Raw genomic sequence first — 21,690 nt, forward strand, 5'->3', positions numbered from 1 at the left:
GCAAGTCTTTCGAGCGGTGCGCGTTGGGCGCTCAGCTCATCCAGTTGCCGCCATCGACATTGTATGTCTGGGCGACGATGTAATCGGATTCCGGTGAGGCGAGGAAAATCGCCATGCCAGTCAGGTCCTCGGCCCGGCCCATGCGACCGAAGGGCACGGCTTCACCGACCAGCTTCTTCTTTTCGCCGCGTGGCCGGTTCTCATGCTTTGCAAACAGCGCGTCGACACCGTCCCAGTGTTCGCCGTCGACCACGCCGGGCGCGATCGCGTTGACATTGATTCCGTGCTTGATCAGGTCGAGCCCGGCCGATTGCGTGAGCGAGATGACGGCAGCCTTGGTGGCGCAATAGACAGCGACCAGGGCTTCGCCGCGGCGGCCCGCCTGGCTGGCCATGTTGATGATCTTGCCACCCTTGCCGCGCGCAATCATCGATTTGGCTGCGGCCTGCAGCATGAACAATGAGCCGGCAACATTGATCGAAAACAGGCGATCATAGCTTGCGCGACTGATCTCGACGATCGGGGCGAGATCGAACAGAGCGGCATTGTTGATCAGGATGTCCAGCCCGCCCGCCCGTTCCTCGACAGCGCCGATCGCGGCATCAATCGACGATTGATCCGTCACGTCGAGATGAACAGGATAGGCACGTAGACCAATCTCCAAGGCAGTGTTGCTGGCCCGGGCAAGGTCAATATCGGCAATGGCAACTGTTGCGCCTTCGCGGACATAGGCTTCGGCAAACGCGCGGCCTATGCCGCGCGCCGATCCGGTGATCAGAGCCGACTTGCCTGTAAGCCTGCCAGTCATATCGCCAGTCCCTTGTCATTGAACCGGTGAATGCGGTTCGGATCAGGCGTGATGAACACGGTGTCACCGTGTTTCACGGTGAATTCGCCGCCCGCGCGGGTGGTAATATGGCCGATGCCCTCGACATCGACATGCAGGAAAGTGTCGGAGCCCAGATGCTCTGCGACAACGACCTTGCCCTTCCAGGTGCCTTCGGTTGTCGACAGCGTTACGTGTTCCGGGCGAACGCCGATGGTATGGGCGCTGTAGTTTGCGGCAAAAGCGCCCGAGATCAGGTTCATCTTCGGTGAGCCGATGAAACCGGCGACAAAGATGTTAGCCGGCTTGTGATAGAGATCGAGTGGTGAGCCAACCTGTTCGATACGCCCCTTGTTCAAGACGACGATCTTGTCGGCCATTGTCATGGCTTCAACCTGGTCATGCGTCACATAGATCGAGGTCGCCTTCAGCTGCTGGTGCAACTGGGTGATTTCCAGCCGCATGTTGACGCGCAGCGCCGCATCGAGGTTCGACAAGGGTTCGTCGAACAGGAAGCATTCCGGCGAACGCACGATCGCGCGGCCGATGGCGACGCGCTGGCGCTGGCCACCCGACAGGTTGCGCGGCTTGCGCTCTAGGTAGTCAGTCAGGTTGAGGATCTTTGCCGCGTCATTGACCTTGCGGTCGATCTCTGCCTTGTCCATGCCGGCCATCTTCAAGGGAAAGCCGATATTGGAGCGCACGCTCATATGCGGATAGAGCGCATAGGACTGGAACACCATCGCCAGTCCGCGCTGCGAGGGAGCCTTGTCCGTGGCGTCGACCCCGTCGATCAGGATCTTGCCGCCCGAGACATCCTCGAGACCTGCAATCAGGCGAAGCAAGGTGGACTTGCCGCAGCCCGAGGGACCAACGAAGACTGCAAATTCGCCGTCGTTGATCTGCAGGTCGATCGACGGGATGACCGAGACTTCGCCGAAGGTTTTCGACACGTTCTGAAGTGTGATGCTACCCATTATGGTCTTCCTTATTTGACGGCGCCGAAGGTCAAGCCGCGGACAAGCTGTTTCTGGCTGAACCAGCCAAGGATCACGATCGGGGCGATGGCCAGCGTCGAAGCGGCGGACAGCTTCGCCCAGAAGAGTCCCTGCGGTGAGGAAAAGGAGGCGATGAACGCCGTCAGCGGCGCTGCATTGGTCGTGGTCAGCCGGATCGTCCAGAAGGCTTCGTTCCAGGCGAGAATGATATTGAGCAGCATCGTCGATGCGATGCCCGGGATCGCCATCGGCGTCAGGACATAGACGATCTCGCCCCAGAGCGATGCCCCGTCCATGCGGGCAGCTTCCAGGATTTCACCGGGAATCTCGCGGAAGTAGGTGTAGAGCATCCAGATGACGATCGGCAGGTTGATCAGCATCAGCATGATGGTCAGGCCGATACGGGTGTCGAGCAGTCCTGTATCGCGAAAGATCAGGTAGATCGGCACGAGTACGGCGACCGCGGGCATCATCTTGGTCGATAACATCCACATCAGGATGTCCTTGGTCCGCTTTGTCGGCGAAAACGCCATGGCCCAGGCAGACGGGATCGCGATGATCAGCGCCAGGATGGTGGAGCCGACCGAGATGATCACCGAGTTCATGAACGGCTTGAAATAGTCGCGCTGCGTCTGCACCGTGACATAGTTCTCCAGCGTGAACGACGGGATCAGCCGGAAGCCCTGGATCGCTTCGGTCTCGGTCTTGAGCGACGTGATGATCGTGTAGAGGATGGGGAAGAAGATCACCATCGCGAGGATCCATGCGACGAGCGTAAAGGCGATCTTGCGCTGGGTGGAGACTGTTCGGGCCATGATCTCTTCTCCTTAGCGGTCGAGGTTCTTGCCGACGGCGCGCATCAGGAAGAAGGCGACGATATTGGCGAGGATGACTGCGATGATGCCGCCGGCTGATGCACCACCGACGTCGTAGCCGAGCAGGGCCGTGCGGTAGATCAGGAAGGGCAGGTTGGTGGAGGCATAGCCCGGCCCGCCATTGGTGGTGACGAGGATTTCCGCGTAGACGCCGAGCAGGAAGATTGTCTGGATCAGGATGACGACGGTGATCGCACGGGCCAAGTGCGGCAGCGTGAGGTAGATGAACTGGCTGATAAAGCCGGCCCCGTCCATCTCGGCCGCTTCCTTCTGCTCGCCGTCCAGAGACTGCAATGCGGTCAGCAGGATTAGCGTCGCGAACGGCAGCCATTGCCATGCGACGATGACGATGATTGAAAATAGCGGATATTGCCCGAACCAGTCGACGGGCTGCAGACCGAGCGACCTGTTGATATCGGCGAGCACCCCGTAGCCCGGATGCATGATCATGTTCTTCCAAACCAGGGCAGCTACCGGTGGCATGACGAAGAAAGGCGAGATGATCAGGATACGGACTATGCCCTGGCCGAACATTGGCTGGTCAAGCAAGAGGGCAATGCCGATGCCGCCGACCACGGTGATCAACAGAACGCCGCCGACGATGAGCAGCGTGTTCCAGACCGACTGGAAGAAAGCGGGATCGGTATAGAAGTATTTGTAGTTGAACAGCCCGGCGAAGCTGACATTGCCCGGATTGAGCAGATTGTAGTTCTGGAACGAGAACCACAGTGTCATCGCCAGCGGTACGATCATCCAGACGAGAAGAAGACCGACGGACGGCGCCATCATGAGACGCGACAGCGCCCGTGTGTTGTGCGTAGCCATGGAAGAACCCACCCTGATGGCCAACACGCGCGGCTGTGTCGGCCGGCTGCGTCAGCTCGTTTTCTTGTGTCGGCCAAAACGGCCCGAAGTATCCGCGCCGAACGGCAGGAGAGGCGCGTCAAACTTTTTGGTGTTGCCGCCCGGATCGCAATCCGGACGGCTTCATTTCCTTCGGGAGGAAATTACTTGATATAGCCGCCGCGGGTCATTTCGCGTTCGGTGACCTGCTGGGCCTGGGCAAGAGCATCGTCAACCGACATCTGGCCTGCAAGCGCTGCAGAGAACAACTGGCCGACGGTTGTTCCAAGACCCTGGAACTCCGGAATGGCGACAAACTGCACGCCGACATATGGCACCGGCTTGACAGTGGGGTTCTTCGGATCAGCAGCATTGATGCTGTCGAGCGTCATCTTTGCGAACGGAGCAGCCTTCTGGTACTCGGGATTTTCGTAAAGCGAGGTGCGCGTGCCCGGAGGAACGTTGGCCCAGCCTTCCTTGGAAGCGACGAGGTTGGCGTAGTCCTTGCCGGTTGCCCAGGCGATGAACTTCTCGGCCGATGCGGTCTTCTGCGAGCCGGCCGGGATTGCGAGGTTCCAAGCCCAGAGCCAGTTGCCACGCTTGCCAAGGCCGGTATCCGGAGCCAGAGCAAAGCCGACCTTGTCGGCAACGGTCGAGTCCTTCGGGTTGGTCACGAAGGAAGCAGCAACCGTGGCATCGATCCACATGCCGCACTTGCCCTGCTGGAAGAGCGCCAGGTTCTCGTTGAAGCCGTTCGACGAAGCACCCTGCGGGCCAGCGTCGTTCATCAGCTTGACATACATGTCGAGCGTGTTCTTCCATTCAGGCTGATCGAACTGCGGCTTCCAGTTCTCGTCGAACCAGCGGGCGCCGAAAGCGTTGGACGTTGCCGTCAGGAACGCCATGTTCTCGCCCCAGCCAGCCTTGCCGCGCAGGCAGATGCCGTTGATGCCGGCCGCGCGGTCGGTCATCTTGCGTGCCGCTTCGCCGATGAATTCCCAGGTCGGAGCGTCAGGCATGGTCAAGCCAGCCTTCTCCATCAGGTCGCGACGGTACATGACCATCGAGCTTTCACCGTAGAACGGCGCGGCATAGAGCTTGCTGTCGTCGCCGGTGAGGCCCGAACGGATGGCCGGCAGCAGATCGTCGACGTCATAGTCGGCGCCGAGATTGTCGAGTGGCAGCAACCAGCCCTGCTTGGCCCAGATCGGAACTTCATAGGTGCCGATCGTCATGATGTCGTACTGGCCGCCCTTGGTCGCGATGTCGGTCGTGACACGCTCGCGTAGGACGTTTTCTTCCAGCGTAACCCATTCGACTTGGATGTCGGGGTTCTTGGCTGTGAATTCGGACGTCAGACCCTGCATGCGGATCATGTCGCCATTGTTCACGGTTGCGATGGTAAGGGTTTCGGCAGATGCCATGCCCGCAAGGGCGAGAGCTGAGCATGCGCCCAGCAGAATCGTCTTCAATGTCATGTCTTCCTCCCAGAAGAGAACTGAGCATTCGCTTTGCTCATGGGCAATTACTCAGTCTCCGGCTGTCGAAAGTCAATGGAGATTCCATGCTGCGATGCGGCAAAGAATACTCAGGACGTTGAATTTCAATGATTTATTTTAATGAAACATCAGCCCTTGAGCAGATATCGAGCACCGTCTTCGTCGGTAATCAGCCCGTTTATGTGCCCGCCGCGAACCGCAGCTCGAATGGCGGCATGTTTGCGCTGACCGCGGGCCATGCCGATCACGGTCGATGTTTCGCGCGAAGGTATGGCGAGACTTGCCACCCGATCATTGACCGGATCATCGAGCAGGCGGCCATCGGGACCAAAGATCCAGCCGCAGATCTCACCGGTCGCGCCCGCCGTCAGCAGCGCCTCCATCTCGTCTTGCTGCAGGAAACCATCGAGCAGAAGCGGGGCATTGAGTGTCATCTCGCCGATGCCGACGAATGCGGCGTCGGAGGATTTGCCAAGCTCGATCGTGGGAGCGACCAGCGGCTGGCGGTGCAGAAGATCCCGCTCCTCGCGTGACGACACGATGACGGGCAGAGGCATGGGAAAATGCCGCGCCTTGACCGCATCCGCCATCGAAAAGATGACGTTGAAATAGGCAGCCGAGCCGTCCGGGCTGATATTGCCGGTCAGCGACACAATTTTATGCTGCGGACATTCCATCGGCGAGAGTTGATCGACCATGGCGCGCAAAGTGCGTCCCGTTCCCATGGCAATGACCAAGGGGTCGGGCTGCTTCAGCCATCGTTCCAGTTCCGCGGCGCCAGCCTCGGCCACGCCAACGGTGGCCGATTCGGAGGCCGGGTCGCTGGGGACGATTTCGACATGCTTGAGGCCGTATTTGTCTTTGACAGCTTCGCCGAGTTCGAGACAGGCGGCAATCGGATGGTCGAGCCGCACCTTGATCAGCTTTTCGGCAACCGACAGCGACACGAGCCTCTGGGCGCTTTGCCGCGAAATGCCCATCGCAACCGCAATCTCGTCCTGGGTCCGACCGGCGACATAATAGAGCCAGCCTGCTCTTGCCGCATCATCGAGCCGCGTTTGGCCTTCTGGTCGCTTTGCCATCAAGATTGGCCCACCCTTTCGAAACCAGTGCTGCCAATTTTCGCTCTGACTGTCAAATGACCGAGGCGTCTCCTCACATCTCCACAGGGTGCGCCAGCGTGTCCTGAGCGGTAAAATTGCACTGGACATTCGAATCGGAGATCTTTAATGTTACGATATTACATTACCAAATATCGGCGAGTGGATGAGGCATGAGCAGGCTTGACCGGAAGACCCGACAAGCCCTAAACATATGGCTGACGGTTCCCCAATTGGATGACTCCAAGGGGATTAATAGGGAACACGGTGCGGAATACCCAACAAGGGACCAAGACCGTGGCTGCCCCCGCAACTGTAAGCGGATTGCCGTCCATCCTCGTGGCGTGAAAGCGCCAGGCCACTGCGATCGTGATCGCGGGAAGGCAGATGGACAGCAGATATCCGCGAGCCAGGAGACCTGCCGTCGTCGAAGAGAAACCGCAACGGACGGGGTGTTCCGATGGAAAAGATCTGGCTTGAAGGCAGCGCTTCCGCGCGCTTTTACAATATTGCCATATTGCCTCCGGAGATACCGACGGAGGACAATCATGGCACATGCGAAACGACACACGGTAACCGTTTGCACGGACTGCCGAATCACGGGGACGGCGTGCCGCCCCGGACTTCAGCTTCTCGATCACCTTAACGCCTGCCTGTCAAAGATCGGGGCCTCGGACAATCGCGACTTTGCGGTTGAGGGCACCGTATGCATGGCGGGCTGCAAGAGACCCTGCACCATCGCGTTCCAGGCAAGCGGGAAGGCCACCTATCTCTTTGGTGACATCGAGCCCGACGCGGACATCGAGGCGCTGGTCACATTTGCCAAGCTCTACGGCGAGCGCCCCGATGGCATGACCCGCGAAGCAGAACGTCCGCGCGGTCTTGGCGGCAAGATACTCGCCCGCATCCCGGCCTCCGTGCTGATTTCGGAACAATCCTCGGAGCGTCTCCAATGAGCCCGAACCGTGGGAGAGCCTCCCATGAGCTGTGATGCGAATGGCACGTCGATACGGGTGTCCGATCTCGGCTGGGGTCCGAAGCCGGACCTCCTCCTGGTGCGCGGGGTGAATTTCGAGCTGAACGCAGGCGAGCGGCTCGCGATCATCGGCCCCAATGGTGCCGGCAAGACGTCGCTCCTGCGTTGCCTTTACCGCGGTGTTGTTCCGCGCGAAGGCAGGGTCGAAGTCGGAGGAGAGGACATTTGGCAAATCGGATCGCGACAGGTTGCGCGCCGAATCGCCGTGGTCCTGCAGGAAATGCCGGCGGATTTCCCATTCAGTGTCCGTGATGTGGTGATGATGGGGCGCATTCCCTGGCGCGAGGGTCTGACCGGCTGGACGGATGAGGATCGCCGCGAAGTTGCCCATGCCCTTGAGCACCTGAACCTGGCGCATCTCGCCATGCGCCAGTTCTCCACGCTGTCGGGCGGGGAAAAGCAGCGTGTTCTGGTTGCCCGCGCGCTGACCCAGAAACCCGAGATCATCATTCTCGATGAGCCGACGAATCATCTCGATATCCGCCACCAGCTCGAGATCCTCAACCTGTTGCGCAGTCTCAAACTCACGATCATCACCACGCTGCATGACATCAACCTGGCGGGCGACTTCGCCACCCATGTCGCACTGATGTGCGAGGGGCGCATGACCGCATTTGGAAGACCGGATGATGTCCTGACATCCGGCGCTGTCTCGACCACATTTGGCGTCTCAGCCATGGCGCATCCGACCCCTGGCCACAGCGTTTCACGCTTCTCGTTTTCACTTCAAACTGCTTGATTTAAAAGGATTCCACATGTCGCTTACACGTTTTTCCGCCGCGACCGCCAGCATTCTCGTCTCGGGTTTGCTGACCACCTCGGCGCTCGCTTATCCGGTCACCGTTAAGAGTTGCAATCGCGACGTTACCTTCGATGCGGCACCCAGTCGCGCCGTTTCCAACGACGTCAATCTGACCGAGATGATGCTGGCGCTGAAACTGCAGGATCACATGGTGGGCTACACCGGCGTTTCCGGCTGGAAAACCCTGGACGAAAAAATCAGGGAGGGCGTCAAGGAACTGCCGGAGCTGTCGCCCAAATATCCGACGAAGGAAGTCTTGCTCAACGCTGACGCTGATTTCTACTTTGCCGGCTGGAATTACGGCATGAAGGTCGGCGGTGAAGTCACACCGGAGACACTCGATGCGTTCAAGATCAAGGTCTACGAGTTGACGGAATCCTGCATTCACATCATGGCCAAGGGCAAGCCGACGATGAATGACATGTTTGTCGATCTCGTCAATCTCGGCAAGATCTTCGGCGTCGAAGAGCGCGCCAATGAACTTGTAGCCGGCTATGAAAAAGGACTGGCCGAGGTTCAAACCCGCATCGGCGCGGTGAAGGAACCGGTTCGTGTCTTTGTGTATGATTCGGGCACGGAGAAGCCGTTCACCTCGGGTCGCTACGGCATTCCGACGGCGATGATCGAAGCTGCGGGCGGCATCAACGTCATGGACGATGTCGAGAAAAGCTGGACTGAAGTGTCCTGGGAGCCGGTGATCGAGCGCAACCCTCAGGTCATCGTCATCGTCAACTACGGCGACGTGACGGCTGACCAGAAGATCGCCTTCATGAAGGAAAATCCCGCCTTCAAGAATCTCGATGCGGTGAAGCAGGACCGTTTTGTGGTTCTCGAATATGTCGAGGCGACCCCGGGACCACGCAATATTGATGCTATCGGCAGGCTGGCCGACGCTTTCCATCCTCGCAATATGTAGATCGCGAAACGGAAACAGGTCTTGTCACCGGGCGCCATGCGCCCGGTGAACCGAATTTTATCCAGCAGATAGGCATGTGATGACGAGCGGCAAGGTGTTGATGTGGGGGGCACTAGCGGCCGCCCTGATGGTGCTGTGCCTGACTGCAGGCGTTTCTTTCGGCGCCGCGCCGATCCCGTTCACCACGGTCTGGTCGATCATCGCCAACAAGCTTCATCCGGGCTTTAGCGAAGTGACATGGTCCGCCGGTCGTGAGAGCATTGTCTGGGACGTGCGCTTCCCGCGAGCGATCCTGGCAGGACTTGTCGGCTCAGGTCTCGCGGTTGTCGGTGCTGTCCTGCAGGCGGTCACGCGCAATCCGCTCGCCGATCCGCATCTGCTGGGCGTCTCTTCGGGTGGCGCGCTTGGCGCCATCATCGCGCTGCTGCACACGGGCCTGATCTTCGGCCTTGTCACGGTACCTCTGTTTGCCTTTGTCGGCGCACTTGCTGCAACGCTGGCTGTGATGGCGGTCACCCGCTATTCGGGCGCTGCTGCGGATCGGCTGGTCCTGTCCGGTGTCGCCGTTGCCTTTGTCGCCACCGCCCTCGGCAATCTTACCATCTTCCTCGGTGATCCGCGTGCGGCCCATACCGTTGTCTTCTGGATGCTCGGCGGATTGGGCCTCGCCCAGTGGTCGCACCTGCTTTATCCCGCCCTGGCACTGGCTCTATCGCTGATCTGGCTCCTGCTGCGCGCGCGCGAAATCAATGCGCTTGCCATGGGCGACGAGACGGCCGCGACACTGGGTGTTCCCGTCTCGCGATTCCGCGCCCAGCTGTTTGTCGTCACGGCTCTGTTGACCGGCGTTATGGTCGCCTTTTCCGGTGCCATCGGATTTGTTGGCCTGTTGATCCCGCATGTCGTGCGGCTGGTCGGTGGCAGCGATAATGTCCGCGTTATCCCCTTGTCCGCCTTTCTTGGTGCGATCGTTCTGATCCTCGCCGACATTGCCGCGCGGGTTGTCATGGCACCCGAAGACATGCCGATCGGTGTTGTCACCGGTCTGGTGGGTGGGGTTGCGTTCATCGTCTTGCTTCGCCGCCGATGACCGTCACAAGTCGCGACAACAGCAATTTATGACGAGCTATTGCTCCATTTTCGTTTTGGCCTAGGATGAAGCAAAACGAAGAATGGGGAGGGGACAATGATTTTTTCCGCGCGTCAGGCCGAAATCATGGCCATCGCAAAGGAGCAGGGGCGTGTTCTGGTTGATGAACTTGCCACGCGTTTCGCCGTCACGCCGCAAACCATCCGCAAGGACCTCAACGACCTCTGTGATACCAGGGCGCTGAACCGCATTCACGGCGGCGCCGTATTTCCGAACGGAAATGAAAACGTCAAATACGAAGCGCGCCGATCCATGGCGGCGGCCGAAAAACAGGCGATCGGTCGGGCAGCGGCCGCATTGATTCCGGACAACTCGTCGCTTTTCATCAATATCGGCACGACCACGGAAGCTGTCGGCGAAGCGCTTGTTGACCACAGGGAGTTGATGGTTATCACCAATAATATCAATGTCGCCAATCGCTTGCGTGTTTATCCCTCGATCGAGGTGGTGATTGCCGGCGGCGTTGTTCGTGGCGCTGACGGCGGTATCGTCGGTGAGGCTGCGGTCGATTTCATCCGCCAGTTCAAGGTTGATTTCGCGGTGATCGGCGTTTCGGCGATCGATGAGGATGGAGCACTGCTGGACTTCGATTTTCGAGAAGTGAAGGTGGCGCAGGCCATCATCGCCAATGCAAGGCACGTCGTGCTGGTTTCCGATGCCTCGAAGTTCGAGCGCACGGCACCTGTGCGTATCGGGCATATTTCCCAGGTTCATACCTTCATTACCGACCATTGTCCTTCGGCCAATGTCCGGGCGATCTGCCTGGACAAGGAGGTCCAGTTGCTTGAGACGACCCCTTCGGACATCGGCCAGGACAGATCGGCGTAACATTCGTTTGACATTCGTTTGCATTTCATTTTAGATGACGATGCTTTCGCTATCGCAATAAATGCTGCAGTGCGAAATACGGGGGAACAATGACGGACGAGCCTATCTACGATCTGTTTGTGATCGGTGGCGGCATCAACGGCTGCGGCATTGCCCGTGACGCCGCTGGCCGGGGCTATACCGTTGCGCTTGCCGAAATGAACGATTTTGCCTCGGGCACATCCTCAGGCGCGACCAAGCTGATCCACGGTGGTCTCCGTTATCTCGAACATTACGAATTTCGCCTCGTGCGCGAAGCGTTGATGGAGCGCGAAGTGCTGTGGGCCATGGCGCCGCATGTTATCTGGCCGCTGCGTTTTGTCCTGCCGTTCCAGAAGGGTGGCATCCGTCCGGCCTGGCTGATCCGCCTTGGCCTGTTTCTCTACGATCATCTCGGCGGCAGAAAGCTGCTCCCGGCGACCAAGACCTTGGATCTCCGCCGGGATCAGGCCGGACAGCCGCTGAAGCCAATTTTTGCGAAGGCCTTTGAATATTCCGATGGCTGGGTCGATGATGCCCGCATGGTCGTGCTCAATGCGCGTGACGCGGAAATTCGCGGCGCCCGCATTTACAGCCGCGCCAGGGTGATCTCGGCCCATCGCGAAAACGGCGTATGGGTCGTGACGACCAAGGCCAAGGGCAGCGGAGCGACAACCGTCCACCGCGCCCGAATGCTGGTCAATGCAGCCGGTCCCTGGGTCGATCAGGTGCTCGCTGGTGCCTTCGGCCGCAACAACGTTCACAACGTTCGCCTGGTTCAGGGCAGCCATATCATTGTCCGCAGGAAGTTTGCCGATAAACGTGCCTACTTCTTCCAGAATCCGGACAATCGCATCATCTTTGCCATTCCCTATGAAGGCGATTTCACCCTGATCGGCACAACGGATCGTGACTACACGGATGATCCGAAGGATGTGAAGATCAGTGCGGAGGAGGTAAACTACCTCTGCAATGCCGCGAGCGAGTATTTCAAGGAACCGGTCGTACCGGACGACATTGTCTGGAGCTATTCTGCCGTGCGTCCGCTGTTCGACGATGGCGCTTCCAAGGCGCAGGAAGCGACCCGCGACTACGTGCTGAAGGTCGAGGCAGCGGACGACGGAGCGCCGCTGTTGAATGTATTTGGCGGCAAGCTGACGACCTATCGTCGCCTGGCCGAGCATGCTCTCGAAAAGATCGGTGAAGCGATCGGTGTCAAGGGCATTGCGTGGACCGCAGGCAGTCGGCTTCCGGGCGGCGATTTTCTCGTGACCGGCTATGATGCCACGGTGCAGGAACTCATTGGCGTCTACCCGTTTCTGGAACGCCGCCATGCGGAACGTCTCATCCGCTGTTACGGGACGGATGCAAAAACCATTCTCGGAAATGCGGCGACGACCGAGGATCTCGGTCGGCATTTCGGCGGAAGTCTCTACGAGTGCGAATTGCGCTGGTTGATGGAAAAGGAATGGGCGGTCACGGCAGAGGATGTGCTGTGGCGCCGAACGAAACAAGGGTTGTTCCTGTCGCCTGAGGAGGCGCGGGGGCTGGAGGAATACTTGGGGACTGTCGCGGCGAGCTAGCCGCCTGATCCCGGATTGCCGAAGGTTTGGAGGAGGCCTGAGGAAACATGTTGGAATTGAAGAACATCTCGAAGATGGCGGGCGGTGAATACCACATTCACCCGACCGACCTGACGTTGCAGCGGGGTTCGCTGAATGTCCTTCTCGGGCCGACGCTTTCGGGCAAGACATCGCTGATGCGGCTGATGGCCGGGCTGGACAAGCCGACATCCGGCACGATCCATGTCGATGGCATGGATGTCACTGGAAAGCCGGTGCAGCAGCGCAATGTCGCCATGGTCTACCAGCAATTCATCAATTATCCGGCCCTGACGGTGTATGAAAACATCGCCTCGCCGATGCGCATTGCCGGCAAGGACGCCGCCACCATCGATCGCGAGGTGCACAAGGCCTCGGACCTGTTGCGGCTTACGCCCTATCTTCAACGCACGCCACTCAGCCTCTCCGGTGGTCAGCAGCAGCGCACGGCGCTTGCCCGCGCGCTGGTGAAAAAGGCGACACTGGTCCTGCTGGACGAGCCACTGGCCAATCTCGACTACAAGCTGCGTGAGGAATTACGCGAGGAGCTGCCGAAGATTTTTGCCCAGTCCGGCGCTATCTTTGTTTACGCGACGACAGAACCGTCGGAGGCCTTGCTGCTTGGGGGCAACACAGCAACCCTGAGCGAAGGGCGTGTGACGCAGTTTGGCGAGACCATCGGCATCTATCGCCAGCCGGTCGATCTGTTGACGGCGAGAACCTTCGCAGACCCGCCATTGAACACCCTGGCACTGGTGAAATCCGGCCAGCAGTTCCTGCTGGCTGACCGCCATGTGCTTGACGTTCCGGCGCATCTTGCAGGCGTGGCGGATGGGCCGCTGACGGTCGCTTTCCATCCTCACCATCTGTCGCTGGCGGCAACATCCCATGCCGCTAAGCCGTTGCGAGTTCGTACGCTGGTGTCGGAAATCGCCGGCTCGGAAAGCTTCATCCACGTCGAATTTGCCGGTGCGCGCTGGGTTATCCTTGCGCACGGCATCCACGACATCGATCCGGACAAGGAAATCGACGTCTATATCGACACCCGTCACCTGATGGCATTTGACGTGCAGGGCCAATCCCTGCTCGCCCATGCCAGCATGGCCGCTTGAAGGGAGGCGCGACATGGCACGTATCAATCTCGACCATATCCGCCACGCTTATTCCCCCGCTGCCCGCGCGGCGGGAGACTATGCGCTGAAGGAAGTCCATCACGAATGGGCTGACGGCGGCGCCTATGCCCTGCTCGGGCCTTCCGGCTGCGGCAAGACGACCCTGCTCAACATCATTTCCGGGCTGATCAACCCTTCTGACGGCAAGATCCTGTTCGACGGCGTCGACGTGACCAACCTCTCGACCCAGGCCCGCAACATCGCCCAGGTTTTCCAGTTTCCGGTCGTCTACGACACGATGAGCGTTTACGACAATCTCGCCTTTCCGTTGCGCAATCGCCATGTGCCGGAAGATCAGGTTCATCGCCGCGTCACCGAAATCCTCGAGATGACAGATCTCGCCGCGATGGCGAAGAAGACCGCACAAGGCCTGACAGCGGACCAGAAGCAGAAGATTTCGCTTGGCCGCGGCCTGGTTCGCGCCGATGTCAACGCGATCCTGTTCGATGAACCGCTGACGGTGATCGATCCGCATATGAAATGGGTGCTGCGCTCTCAGTTGAAGCGCCTGCATCGCCAATCCGGCTTCACCATGGTCTATGTCACGCACGATCAGACCGAGGCGCTGACCTTCGCCGACAAGGTTGTGGTGATGTATGACGGCCAGATCGTCCAGATCGGCACGCCGGCCGAACTGTTCGAGAAGCCCAGCCACACATTCGTCGGCTATTTCATCGGTTCGCCCGGCATGAATGTCCTGCCCGCTGCCGTGAATGGCGCGACCGCGACCGTCGGTGACCAGTCCATCGCCCTTCCCGGTGTGCCGAAACTGTCGGGCCAGTCCAAGATAGAGCTCGGCATTCGTCCCGAATTCGTCCGCCTTGGACGCGAGGGCATGCCGATCACGATTTCCAAGGTCGAGGATATCGGTCGCCAGAAGATCATCCGCACGCGGTTTTGCGATCAGCCGATGTCGATCGTCGTAGCAGAAGACACGGACATTCCATCGGATCCGAAAGTGACGTTCGCACCCCAGGCGATCGGGATTTACGCCGATAGCTGGCGCGTGGGCATGGAGGGCTGAGCGATGAACAAGACCTGGAACAACAAAGCCTGGTTCATGGTCATTCCGGTGTTGGTGCTGGTGGCCTTCTCCGCCGTCATCCCGCTGATGACCGTGGTCAACTACTCGGTGCAGGACACCTTCGGCAATAACGAGTTCTTCTGGGCCGGCACTGACTGGTTCACGGAAATCCTGTCCTCGGACCGGTTCTGGAATGCGCTTGGTCGCAACATGATCTTCTCAATGATCATCCTGGCGATCGAAGTGCCGCTCGGCATCCTGATCGCGCTCAACATGCCGAAAAAAGGTCTTGGCGTGCCCGTCTGCCTCGTCTTGATGGCACTGCCGCTGCTCATTCCGTGGAACGTTGTTGGTACGATCTGGCAGGTCTTCGGCCGCGTCGATATCGGCCTGCTCGGCTACACGCTGAATGCCATGGGCGTCGACTACAACCTGACCCAGGACCCGGTCGACGCCTGGATCACCGTCATTGCCATGGACGTCTGGCACTGGACCAGCCTCGTGGTGCTGCTGTGTTATGCCGGCCTCGTCTCGATCCCGGATGCCTATTACCAGGCCGCCAAGATTGATGGTGCCTCGCGCCTCTCCGTCTTCCGCTATATCCAATTGCCGAAGATGAAGCGTGTGCTCCTGATCGCCGTCCTGCTCCGCTTCATGGATTCATTCATGATCTACACGGAACCCTTCGTCGTCACCGGCGGCGGACCGGGCAATTCCACCACCTTCCTGTCGATCGACCTCGTCAAGATGGCCGTCGGCCAGTTCGACCTCGGTCCGGCAGCCGCCATGTCCATCATCTACTTCCTAATCATCCTGCTGCTGTCATGGGTCTTCTACACCGTGATGACCGTCAGCGACGCAAAGAGCCAGTAAGGAGGCGTATTCGATGAGCAATTCCGACGATCGTTCGCGCTTCGGCTTTCTGATCCCGACGGTCTATATCGTGTTCCTGCTCCTGCCGATCTATTGGCTGGTCAACATGAGCTTCAAGACCAACGCGGAAATCACCGGGGCGCTCTCGCTCTGGCCCGTAAATCCGACGCTTGGCAACTACATGGTGATCTTCACCGATCCGTCCTGGTACAAGGGCTATATCAACTCGATCATCTATGTCTGCCTGAACACGGTGATCTCGGTGGCTGCGGCCCTGCCGGCGGCTTACGCCTTCTCGCGCTACAGGTTCCTCGGCGACAAGCACCTGTTCTTCTGGCTGCTGACCAACCGCATGGCACCGCCGGCCGTCTTTGCGCTGCCCTTCTTCCAGCTCTATTCGGCCTTCGGCCTCATCGACACGCATATCGCGGTCGCGCTTGCCCACTGCCTGTTCAACGTTCCCCTGGCGGTGTGGATCCTCGAAGGCTTCATGTCGGGCGTGCCGAAGGAAATCGACGAAACCGCTTACATCGACGGCTATACCTTCCCGCGCTTCTTCGTGAAGATCTACATGCCGCTGATCGCCTCGGGCATCGGTGTCGCCGCCTTCTTCTGCTTCATGTTCTCCTGGGTCGAGCTCCTGATCGCCCGCACACTTACGACAACCGACGCCAAGCCGATCGCTGCCATCATGACGCGCACGGTCTCGGCCTCGGGCATGGACTGGGGCGTGCTGGCAGCCGCCGGCGTGCTCACCATCATCCCGGGCGCACTCGTGATCTATTTCGTCCGCAACTACATCGCCAAGGGCTTTGCCCTGGGCCGCGTCTGAGGAGGCGTCGATGAACTTCACATGGATGGCCTGGACGCTGCCGACGGCGCTCTTCTTCATTGCGATCTTCACGCTGATCGTCTCGATGGCGGTCTGGGAATACTTCTCGCCGGGCGGCAATCCGCGCGTCGGCGTGCTGCGCTTTGAAACCACGCGCGGCGACCGGCTCTTCGTGTCGTTGCTCGGATCAGCCTTTATTCATCTCGCTTGGCTCGGCCTTGTTGGGTCGAACCTGTGGTGGGCTCTCGCTCTCTCCGTGGTCTACGCCATCGGCGTATTTCGCTACGTATAGAGCAAGACAACGACGGATGGCGGCGGGAGGCTGCCATCCTCACGGACTGGAAACTCGGCAATCGCAACCTTAGGGAGGATACTATGCGAAAGCACCTTTTAACGACGACGGCGACGATGCTTCTCGCCATGACCGGCGTGGCATTCGCCGACATGGACGCGGCAAAGAAATTCCTGGACACCGAGATCGGCGACATGTCGTCTCTCGACCGCGCGGCCCAGGAAGCCGAACTGCAGTGGTTCATCGATGCGGCAAAGCCCTTTGCCGGCATGGATATCAAGGTGGTCTCCGAGACCATCACCACGCATGAATACGAATCCAAGGTCCTGGCACCGGCGTTTACCGCCATCACCGGCATCAAGATCACCCATGACCTGATCGGTGAAGGCGACGTCGTCGAAAAGCTGCAGACGCAGATGCAGTCGGGCGAAAACATCTATGACGCCTATGTCAACGACTCGGACCTGATCGGCACCCATTGGCGCTACCAGCAGGCCCGCTCGCTGACAGACTGGATGGCCAATGCCGGCAAGGACGTCACCAATCCCGGTCTCGACCTGAACGACTTCATCGGCCTGAAGTTCACCACATCGCCGGACGGCAATCTCTACCAGCTGCCCGACCAGCAGTTCGCCAACCTCTACTGGTTCCGGTATGACTGGTTCAACGACGACAAGAACAAGGCCGACTTCAAGGCGAAGTATGGCTACGACCTCGGCGTACCCGTCAACTGGTCTGCCTATGAGGACATCGCTGAGTTCTTCACCGGCCGCGAGATCGACGGCAAGAAGGTCTTCGGCCACATGGACTACGGCAAGAAGGACCCGTCTCTCGGCTGGCGCTTCACCGATGCCTGGCTCTCGATGGCCGGCAACGGCGACAAGGGCCTGCCGAACGGCCTGCCGGTCGACGAATGGGGCATCAAGGTCAATGAAAAGTCCCAGCCGGTCGGCTCCTGCGTCGCCCGCGGTGGTGATACCAACGGCCCGGCCTCGGTCTACGCCATCCAGAAGTATCTCGACTGGTTGAAGGCCTATGCACCGCCGGAAGCGCAGGGCATGACCTTCGGTGAAGCTGGTCCGGTGCCTGCCCAGGGCAACGTCGCCCAACAGATGTTCACCTACACGGCCTTCACCGCCGACTTCGTCAAGGAAGGCCTCGCCGTCGTCAACGCCGACGGTACGCCGAAGTGGCGTTTTGCACCCAGCCCGCATGGCGTCTACTGGAAGGACGGCATGAAGCTCGGTTATCAGGATGTCGGTTCCTGGACCCTGATGAAGTCGACCCCTGACGACCGCGCCAAGGCCGCCTGGCTCTACGCACAGTTCGTCACCTCGAAGACCGTGGACGTGAAGAAGAGCCAGGTTGGCCTGACGCTCATCCGCGAATCGACGATCCAGCACAAGTCGTTCACCGACCGTGCGCCGAAGCTCGGTGGTCTGATCGAGTTCTACCGTTCGCCGGCCCGCGTCCAGTGGTCGCCGACCGGAACGAACATCCCTGACTATCCGAAGCTGGCACAGCTGTGGTGGCAGGCGATCGGCGATGCATCCTCGGGTGCAAAGACCGCGCAGGAAGCCATGGATTCGCTTTGCGCCGAGCAGGAAAAGGTCCTGCAGCGTCTTGAGCGTGCAGGCGTCCAGGGTGACATCGGTCCGGCACTCGCCGAGGAAAAGACACTCGAAGAGTGGAATGCCGACGCTGTCGCCAAGGGCAACCTGGCACCGCAGCTGAAGATCGCCGAAGAAAAAGAAAAGCCGATGACGGTCAACTACGACGAACTCGTCAAGAGCTGGCAGAAGTAAGCCGGCCAGGGATCTGATCATTGACAACCGCCGGGGCGATATCTACGCCCCGGCTTCTTCTATAAGGGAGCTTGAAGCCTGATGAGCGGTTACATTCTGGCGATTGACCAGGGAACGACGTCGACGCGTTCGATGATCTTCGATCAAGACATGCACATTGTCGGTGTCGCGCAGCAGGAATTCACGCAGCATTTCCCCGATTCCGGCTGGGTCGAACATGATGCCGACGAGATCTGGCAGAGTGTCCTGAAGACCATAGACAGGGCAGTCGCCGCAGCGGGCATCAAGATCGGCGACGTGACTGCGATCGGTATCACCAATCAGCGTGAGACCGTCGTGGTCTGGGACCGCGAAACAGGCAAGCCCATGCATCATGCGATCGTCTGGCAGGACCGTCGCACGGCGCGTTTTTGCGATGAACTGAAGGCGAAGGGCCTGGAACCGCTGTTCACGGAGAAGACCGGCCTGCTGCTCGATCCGTATTTCTCCGGCACCAAGCTTTCCTGGCTGCTCAAGAATGTCGATGGTCTGAAGGCGCGTGCAGAAAGAGGCGAACTCTGCTTTGGCACGGTCGATAGCTGGCTCATCTACAAGCTGACAGGCGGCAAGGTCCACGCGACGGATGCCACCAATGCCTCGCGAACATTGATCTACGATATCGGCGAAAACCGCTTCGATGACGACCTGCTGCAGATTCTTGAGATCCCGCGGCCGATGCTACCGGAAGTCAAGGACTGCGCCGATGACTTCGGCATTACTGAAATCTCTGTTTTGGGCGCCGCCATCCCGATCCTCGGCGTGGCCGGCGACCAGCAGGCTGCCGTTATCGGCAACGCCTGCTTTGAGCCCGGCATGATGAAATCGACCTATGGAACGGGCTGTTTTGCACTGCTGAACACAGGGTCTGATCGTGTCACCTCGTCGAACCGCCTGCTGACCACGATTGCCTACCGCATGAATGGCAAGACCACCTATGCCCTCGAGGGCTCGATCTTCATTGCCGGTGCGGCCGTACAGTGGCTTCGCGATGAGATGGGCTTCGTCCAGGTCGCCTCCGACACAGATGCGCTGGCAATGCGCGCCGATCCCAATCAGCGCGTCTATCTCGTGCCGGCCTTTACCGGCCTCGGCGCGCCGCATTGGGATGCCGATGCACGCGGCGCGATCTTCGGCCTGACCCGCAGCTCAGGACCTGCCGAATTTGCTCGCGCCGTGCTGGAAAGCGTGGCCTATCAGACCAATGACCTGCTCGAAGCGATGAAGAAGGACTGGTCGGGTGCCAGCGAGCAAACCGTCCTGCGCGTCGATGGCGGAATGGTCGCCTCCGATTGGACCATGCAGCGTCTCGCCGACATTCTCGACGCACCCGTCGACCGTCCGATGATCCTGGAGACCACCGTGTTGGGTGCTGCCTGGCTTGCCGGCTCTCGCGCCGGTCTCTGGCCGGATCAGGCTGGTTTTGCCGCGACCTGGAAACGCAACCGCCGCTTCGAACCACAGATGCTATCTGCCGAAAGAGAGCAGGCGATCGCCGGCTGGCAGGATTGCGTCAGCCGCTGCCTGACCAAGCGATAGCCTCAAGTCTACGCGATCATGGCGACAAGGGTTTCCAGCCGATCGGCATCCTTCGGCAGCTTGTCCTGCCGCAGGCGTGCGATGCGCGGGAAGCGCATGGCCACACCCGACTTGTGCCGATTGGAACGGGCGATGCCTTCAAAGGCCACTTCCACGACAAAGCCATGCTCCGGCTCTGCCCTGAGCGCCCGCACCGGGCCAAAGCGATCGACGGTATTGTTGCGCACGAAGCGATCGAGTACTTCGAGTTCCTGGTCGGTGAAACCGAAATAGGCCTTGCCGACAGGCACAAGAACATCACCTTCGCCGGGAACGGCGGTCCAGACGCCAAAAGTGAAGTCCGAATAGTAGCTCGATCGCTTGCCATGCCCGCGCTGCGCATACATCAGCACCGCATCGGCATTCATCGGATCGCGCTTCCACTTGAACCACGGCCCCTTGGCGCGCCCAGCCTGATAGACGCTGTCGTGGCGCTTCAGCATCACGCCTTCGATCACCGGATCGGGCGGGCAAGACCGCAAACGCTCCAACTCCTCCCAGCTTGTGAACGGCACCAGCGGCGACAGGTCGAAGCGGCTCGCCTCCTGCGTCTCGACAAGCCTGCCAAGTCTCTTGCGCCTTGCAGGAAAGACCTCGCCTCGAACGTCGTCTTTACCTTCGAAAAGAATGTCATAGGCGCGGATGAAGACCGGATAGTCCTCCATCATCCGTGTTGTCACCGTCTTGCGGTTCAGCCGTTGTTGCAGATCCGAAAACGTTCGTACCGGCGCATTGTTGCGCGAGGTTCCCCCGACCAGCAGTTCGCCGTCGATCACGCCATCGAAAAGGGCCGCTTCGACAATGTCCGGGAAGGCACCCGAAATGTCATCGCCGGACCGGGAATAGAGGCGGTTTCGCCCGTCTGAGCAGGAAAGCTGCACGCGAATGCCGTCCCACTTCCATTCGGCGGCAAAATCCGAAGGGTCAAGCACCTCAAGATCGCGGTCCTCGATCGGCGTCGACAGCATGACCGAGTGGAAAATCGCAGGCGTCGCCAGAACGGGTTTTTCGGTGCGGTCCTCCAGCCAGTCGAAAAGCTGCAGATAGGGGGGCGTCAGTCCGTGCCAGAGGCTCTCGATATCGCTGATATCCTTGTTGCCGAAACCCGCCAATGCCTGTTTGGCAAGACGCGCCGACACACCGATGCGCATGCCGCCTGTGACCAGCTTGATCAGTGCGAAACGTTCGGAAGTGCCGAGGCTGTCGAGAAGGCTGCGCATGACGCCGCGTGTCTCGTTCCGCCCGAGACGTTGCAGTCTCTCGACAATCGTCGCCAGCTGCAATTCGGCGCCTTCGGCCGGTTGTGCGTCGCCTGTAGGCTCCCAGACCAGCGAGATTGTTTCAGCAAGGTCGCCGACATAGTCATACGAATAGCGGAACAGAACGTCGTCCATGCGTTCCAGAACCAGCTCCTTGAGCAGGGCCGGCTTGACGTTGCTGATCTCGAGATTGTCGGTCAGTGCCGCAAGTGCATATCCCCGGTCAGGATCGGGCGTGGCATGGAAATAGTCTTCGAGCAGCCTAAGCTTGCCGTTGCGGCTCGGTGTGAGCACCAGACGATCGAGAAGGGCCGCGAATGCCTTCAT

The 21,690-nt window shown here is 59.6% G+C and carries 20 protein-coding genes and 1 riboswitch; of the genes, 13 read left to right on the plus strand and 7 right to left on the minus strand.

Features of this window, described 5'->3' with window-relative positions; genetic code table 11:
* Positions 1–31: 31 nt before the first annotated feature.
* The 6 genes from LQ231_RS02580 to LQ231_RS02605 all read right to left on the minus strand — a co-directional run bounded on the left by LQ231_RS02580 (position 32) and on the right by LQ231_RS02605 (position 6,123).
* The gene (locus LQ231_RS02580) at positions 32–808 is read right to left on the minus strand and encodes an L-iditol 2-dehydrogenase (RefSeq protein WP_230170173.1); all 777 of its coding nucleotides are present in this window, start codon (positions 806–808) and stop codon (positions 32–34) included.
* Complete coding sequence (locus LQ231_RS02585; RefSeq protein ID WP_230170174.1) at positions 805–1,803, minus strand: ABC transporter ATP-binding protein; 999 nt, start codon at positions 1,801–1,803, stop codon at positions 805–807. Before LQ231_RS02585 ends, LQ231_RS02580 begins: the two co-directional genes overlap by 4 nt.
* A gap of 11 nt (positions 1,804–1,814) precedes the next feature.
* A complete protein-coding gene (locus tag LQ231_RS02590; RefSeq protein WP_230170175.1) occupies positions 1,815–2,639 on the minus strand; it encodes a carbohydrate ABC transporter permease in 825 nt (274 codons plus the stop codon).
* A gap of 12 nt (positions 2,640–2,651) precedes the next feature.
* Positions 2,652–3,524, minus strand: coding sequence for a sugar ABC transporter permease (locus tag LQ231_RS02595; protein ID WP_113143951.1), 873 nt, complete (start codon positions 3,522–3,524; stop codon positions 2,652–2,654).
* Positions 3,525–3,706: 182 nt separating this feature from the next.
* Positions 3,707–5,020: a sugar ABC transporter substrate-binding protein gene (locus LQ231_RS02600; RefSeq protein ID WP_113143952.1), complete on the minus strand. Its 1,314-nt coding sequence runs from the start codon at positions 5,018–5,020 to the stop codon at positions 3,707–3,709.
* Between the two features lie 149 nt (positions 5,021–5,169).
* Positions 5,170–6,123 carry a sugar-binding transcriptional regulator gene (locus LQ231_RS02605; RefSeq protein ID WP_113143953.1) on the minus strand — a complete coding sequence of 318 codons (954 nt, stop codon included), beginning with the start codon at positions 6,121–6,123 and terminating at the stop codon, positions 5,170–5,172.
* 223 nt (positions 6,124–6,346) lie between these two features.
* Positions 6,347–6,582: riboswitch (cobalamin riboswitch) on the plus strand.
* A gap of 107 nt (positions 6,583–6,689) precedes the next feature.
* Here LQ231_RS02605 and LQ231_RS02610 point away from each other — a divergent pair.
* The 13 genes from LQ231_RS02610 to glpK all read left to right on the plus strand — a co-directional run bounded on the left by LQ231_RS02610 (position 6,690) and on the right by glpK (position 20,065).
* Entirely contained in the window at positions 6,690–7,097 is a 408-nt protein-coding gene (locus tag LQ231_RS02610) for a DUF1636 domain-containing protein (protein WP_230170176.1), read from the plus strand.
* A gap of 24 nt (positions 7,098–7,121) precedes the next feature.
* On the plus strand, positions 7,122–7,916 hold the full coding sequence (locus LQ231_RS02615) for an ABC transporter ATP-binding protein (RefSeq protein ID WP_230170177.1): 795 nt from the start codon (positions 7,122–7,124) through the stop codon (positions 7,914–7,916).
* A 16-nt stretch (positions 7,917–7,932) separates the two neighbouring features.
* Entirely contained in the window at positions 7,933–8,895 is a 963-nt protein-coding gene (locus LQ231_RS02620; RefSeq protein ID WP_113143956.1) for an ABC transporter substrate-binding protein, read from the plus strand.
* Positions 8,896–8,974: 79 nt separating this feature from the next.
* Positions 8,975–9,985 (plus strand): iron ABC transporter permease, encoded by a 1,011-nt coding sequence (locus LQ231_RS02625; protein WP_230170178.1) that lies wholly within the window; start codon positions 8,975–8,977, stop codon positions 9,983–9,985.
* Between the two features lie 96 nt (positions 9,986–10,081).
* Positions 10,082–10,873, plus strand: a complete 792-nt coding sequence (locus LQ231_RS02630; RefSeq protein WP_230170179.1) for a DeoR/GlpR family DNA-binding transcription regulator — start codon at positions 10,082–10,084, stop codon at positions 10,871–10,873.
* An 89-nt stretch (positions 10,874–10,962) separates the two neighbouring features.
* Entirely contained in the window at positions 10,963–12,474 is a 1,512-nt protein-coding gene (gene glpD, locus LQ231_RS02635; protein ID WP_230170180.1) for a glycerol-3-phosphate dehydrogenase, read from the plus strand.
* A gap of 47 nt (positions 12,475–12,521) precedes the next feature.
* Positions 12,522–13,604, plus strand: a complete 1,083-nt coding sequence (locus LQ231_RS02640; RefSeq protein ID WP_230170181.1) for an ABC transporter ATP-binding protein — start codon at positions 12,522–12,524, stop codon at positions 13,602–13,604.
* Positions 13,605–13,617: 13 nt separating this feature from the next.
* Entirely contained in the window at positions 13,618–14,688 is a 1,071-nt protein-coding gene (locus tag LQ231_RS02645) for an ABC transporter ATP-binding protein (RefSeq protein ID WP_113143961.1), read from the plus strand.
* A gap of 3 nt (positions 14,689–14,691) precedes the next feature.
* Positions 14,692–15,561: a sugar ABC transporter permease gene (locus tag LQ231_RS02650; protein ID WP_113143962.1), complete on the plus strand. Its 870-nt coding sequence runs from the start codon at positions 14,692–14,694 to the stop codon at positions 15,559–15,561.
* 13 nt (positions 15,562–15,574) lie between these two features.
* Positions 15,575–16,393 (plus strand): carbohydrate ABC transporter permease, encoded by an 819-nt coding sequence (locus tag LQ231_RS02655; RefSeq protein WP_230170182.1) that lies wholly within the window; start codon positions 15,575–15,577, stop codon positions 16,391–16,393.
* A 10-nt stretch (positions 16,394–16,403) separates the two neighbouring features.
* A complete protein-coding gene (locus tag LQ231_RS02660; protein WP_113143964.1) occupies positions 16,404–16,685 on the plus strand; it encodes a DUF2160 domain-containing protein in 282 nt (93 codons plus the stop codon).
* Positions 16,686–16,768: 83 nt separating this feature from the next.
* Positions 16,769–18,490 carry an ABC transporter substrate-binding protein gene (locus tag LQ231_RS02665; protein ID WP_230170183.1) on the plus strand — a complete coding sequence of 574 codons (1,722 nt, stop codon included), beginning with the start codon at positions 16,769–16,771 and terminating at the stop codon, positions 18,488–18,490.
* Between the two features lie 81 nt (positions 18,491–18,571).
* Positions 18,572–20,065: a glycerol kinase GlpK gene (gene glpK / locus LQ231_RS02670; protein ID WP_230170184.1), complete on the plus strand. Its 1,494-nt coding sequence runs from the start codon at positions 18,572–18,574 to the stop codon at positions 20,063–20,065.
* 8 nt (positions 20,066–20,073) lie between these two features.
* Here glpK and LQ231_RS02675 read toward each other — a convergent pair whose 3' ends face one another.
* Entirely contained in the window at positions 20,074–21,690 is a 1,617-nt protein-coding gene (locus LQ231_RS02675) for a cisplatin damage response ATP-dependent DNA ligase (protein WP_230170185.1), read from the minus strand.

It is taken from the genome of Rhizobium sp. CECT 9324 (assembly GCF_918741265.1).
Taxonomy (GTDB): Bacteria; Pseudomonadota; Alphaproteobacteria; order Rhizobiales; family Rhizobiaceae; genus Allorhizobium.

Coding starts and splice junctions, on each gene's coding strand:
- LQ231_RS02580 (WP_230170173.1), bottom strand. CDS start 808: ATGACTGGCAGGCTTACAGGCAAGTCGGCTCTGATCACCGGATCGGCG.
- LQ231_RS02585 (WP_230170174.1), bottom strand. CDS start 1,803: ATGGGTAGCATCACACTTCAGAACGTGTCGAAAACCTTCGGCGAAGTC.
- LQ231_RS02590 (WP_230170175.1), bottom strand. CDS start 2,639: ATGGCCCGAACAGTCTCCACCCAGCGCAAGATCGCCTTTACGCTCGTC.
- LQ231_RS02595 (WP_113143951.1), bottom strand. CDS start 3,524: ATGGCTACGCACAACACACGGGCGCTGTCGCGTCTCATGATGGCGCCG.
- LQ231_RS02600 (WP_113143952.1), bottom strand. CDS start 5,020: ATGACATTGAAGACGATTCTGCTGGGCGCATGCTCAGCTCTCGCCCTT.
- LQ231_RS02605 (WP_113143953.1), bottom strand. CDS start 6,123: ATGGCAAAGCGACCAGAAGGCCAAACGCGGCTCGATGATGCGGCAAGA.
- LQ231_RS02610 (WP_230170176.1), top strand. CDS start 6,690: ATGGCACATGCGAAACGACACACGGTAACCGTTTGCACGGACTGCCGA.
- LQ231_RS02615 (WP_230170177.1), top strand. CDS start 7,122: ATGAGCTGTGATGCGAATGGCACGTCGATACGGGTGTCCGATCTCGGC.
- LQ231_RS02620 (WP_113143956.1), top strand. CDS start 7,933: ATGTCGCTTACACGTTTTTCCGCCGCGACCGCCAGCATTCTCGTCTCG.
- LQ231_RS02625 (WP_230170178.1), top strand. CDS start 8,975: ATGACGAGCGGCAAGGTGTTGATGTGGGGGGCACTAGCGGCCGCCCTG.
- LQ231_RS02630 (WP_230170179.1), top strand. CDS start 10,082: ATGATTTTTTCCGCGCGTCAGGCCGAAATCATGGCCATCGCAAAGGAG.
- glpD (WP_230170180.1), top strand. CDS start 10,963: ATGACGGACGAGCCTATCTACGATCTGTTTGTGATCGGTGGCGGCATC.
- LQ231_RS02640 (WP_230170181.1), top strand. CDS start 12,522: ATGTTGGAATTGAAGAACATCTCGAAGATGGCGGGCGGTGAATACCAC.
- LQ231_RS02645 (WP_113143961.1), top strand. CDS start 13,618: ATGGCACGTATCAATCTCGACCATATCCGCCACGCTTATTCCCCCGCT.
- LQ231_RS02650 (WP_113143962.1), top strand. CDS start 14,692: ATGAACAAGACCTGGAACAACAAAGCCTGGTTCATGGTCATTCCGGTG.
- LQ231_RS02655 (WP_230170182.1), top strand. CDS start 15,575: ATGAGCAATTCCGACGATCGTTCGCGCTTCGGCTTTCTGATCCCGACG.
- LQ231_RS02660 (WP_113143964.1), top strand. CDS start 16,404: ATGAACTTCACATGGATGGCCTGGACGCTGCCGACGGCGCTCTTCTTC.
- LQ231_RS02665 (WP_230170183.1), top strand. CDS start 16,769: ATGCGAAAGCACCTTTTAACGACGACGGCGACGATGCTTCTCGCCATG.
- glpK (WP_230170184.1), top strand. CDS start 18,572: ATGAGCGGTTACATTCTGGCGATTGACCAGGGAACGACGTCGACGCGT.
- LQ231_RS02675 (WP_230170185.1), bottom strand. CDS start 21,690: ATGAAGGCATTCGCGGCCCTTCTCGATCGTCTGGTGCTCACACCGAGC.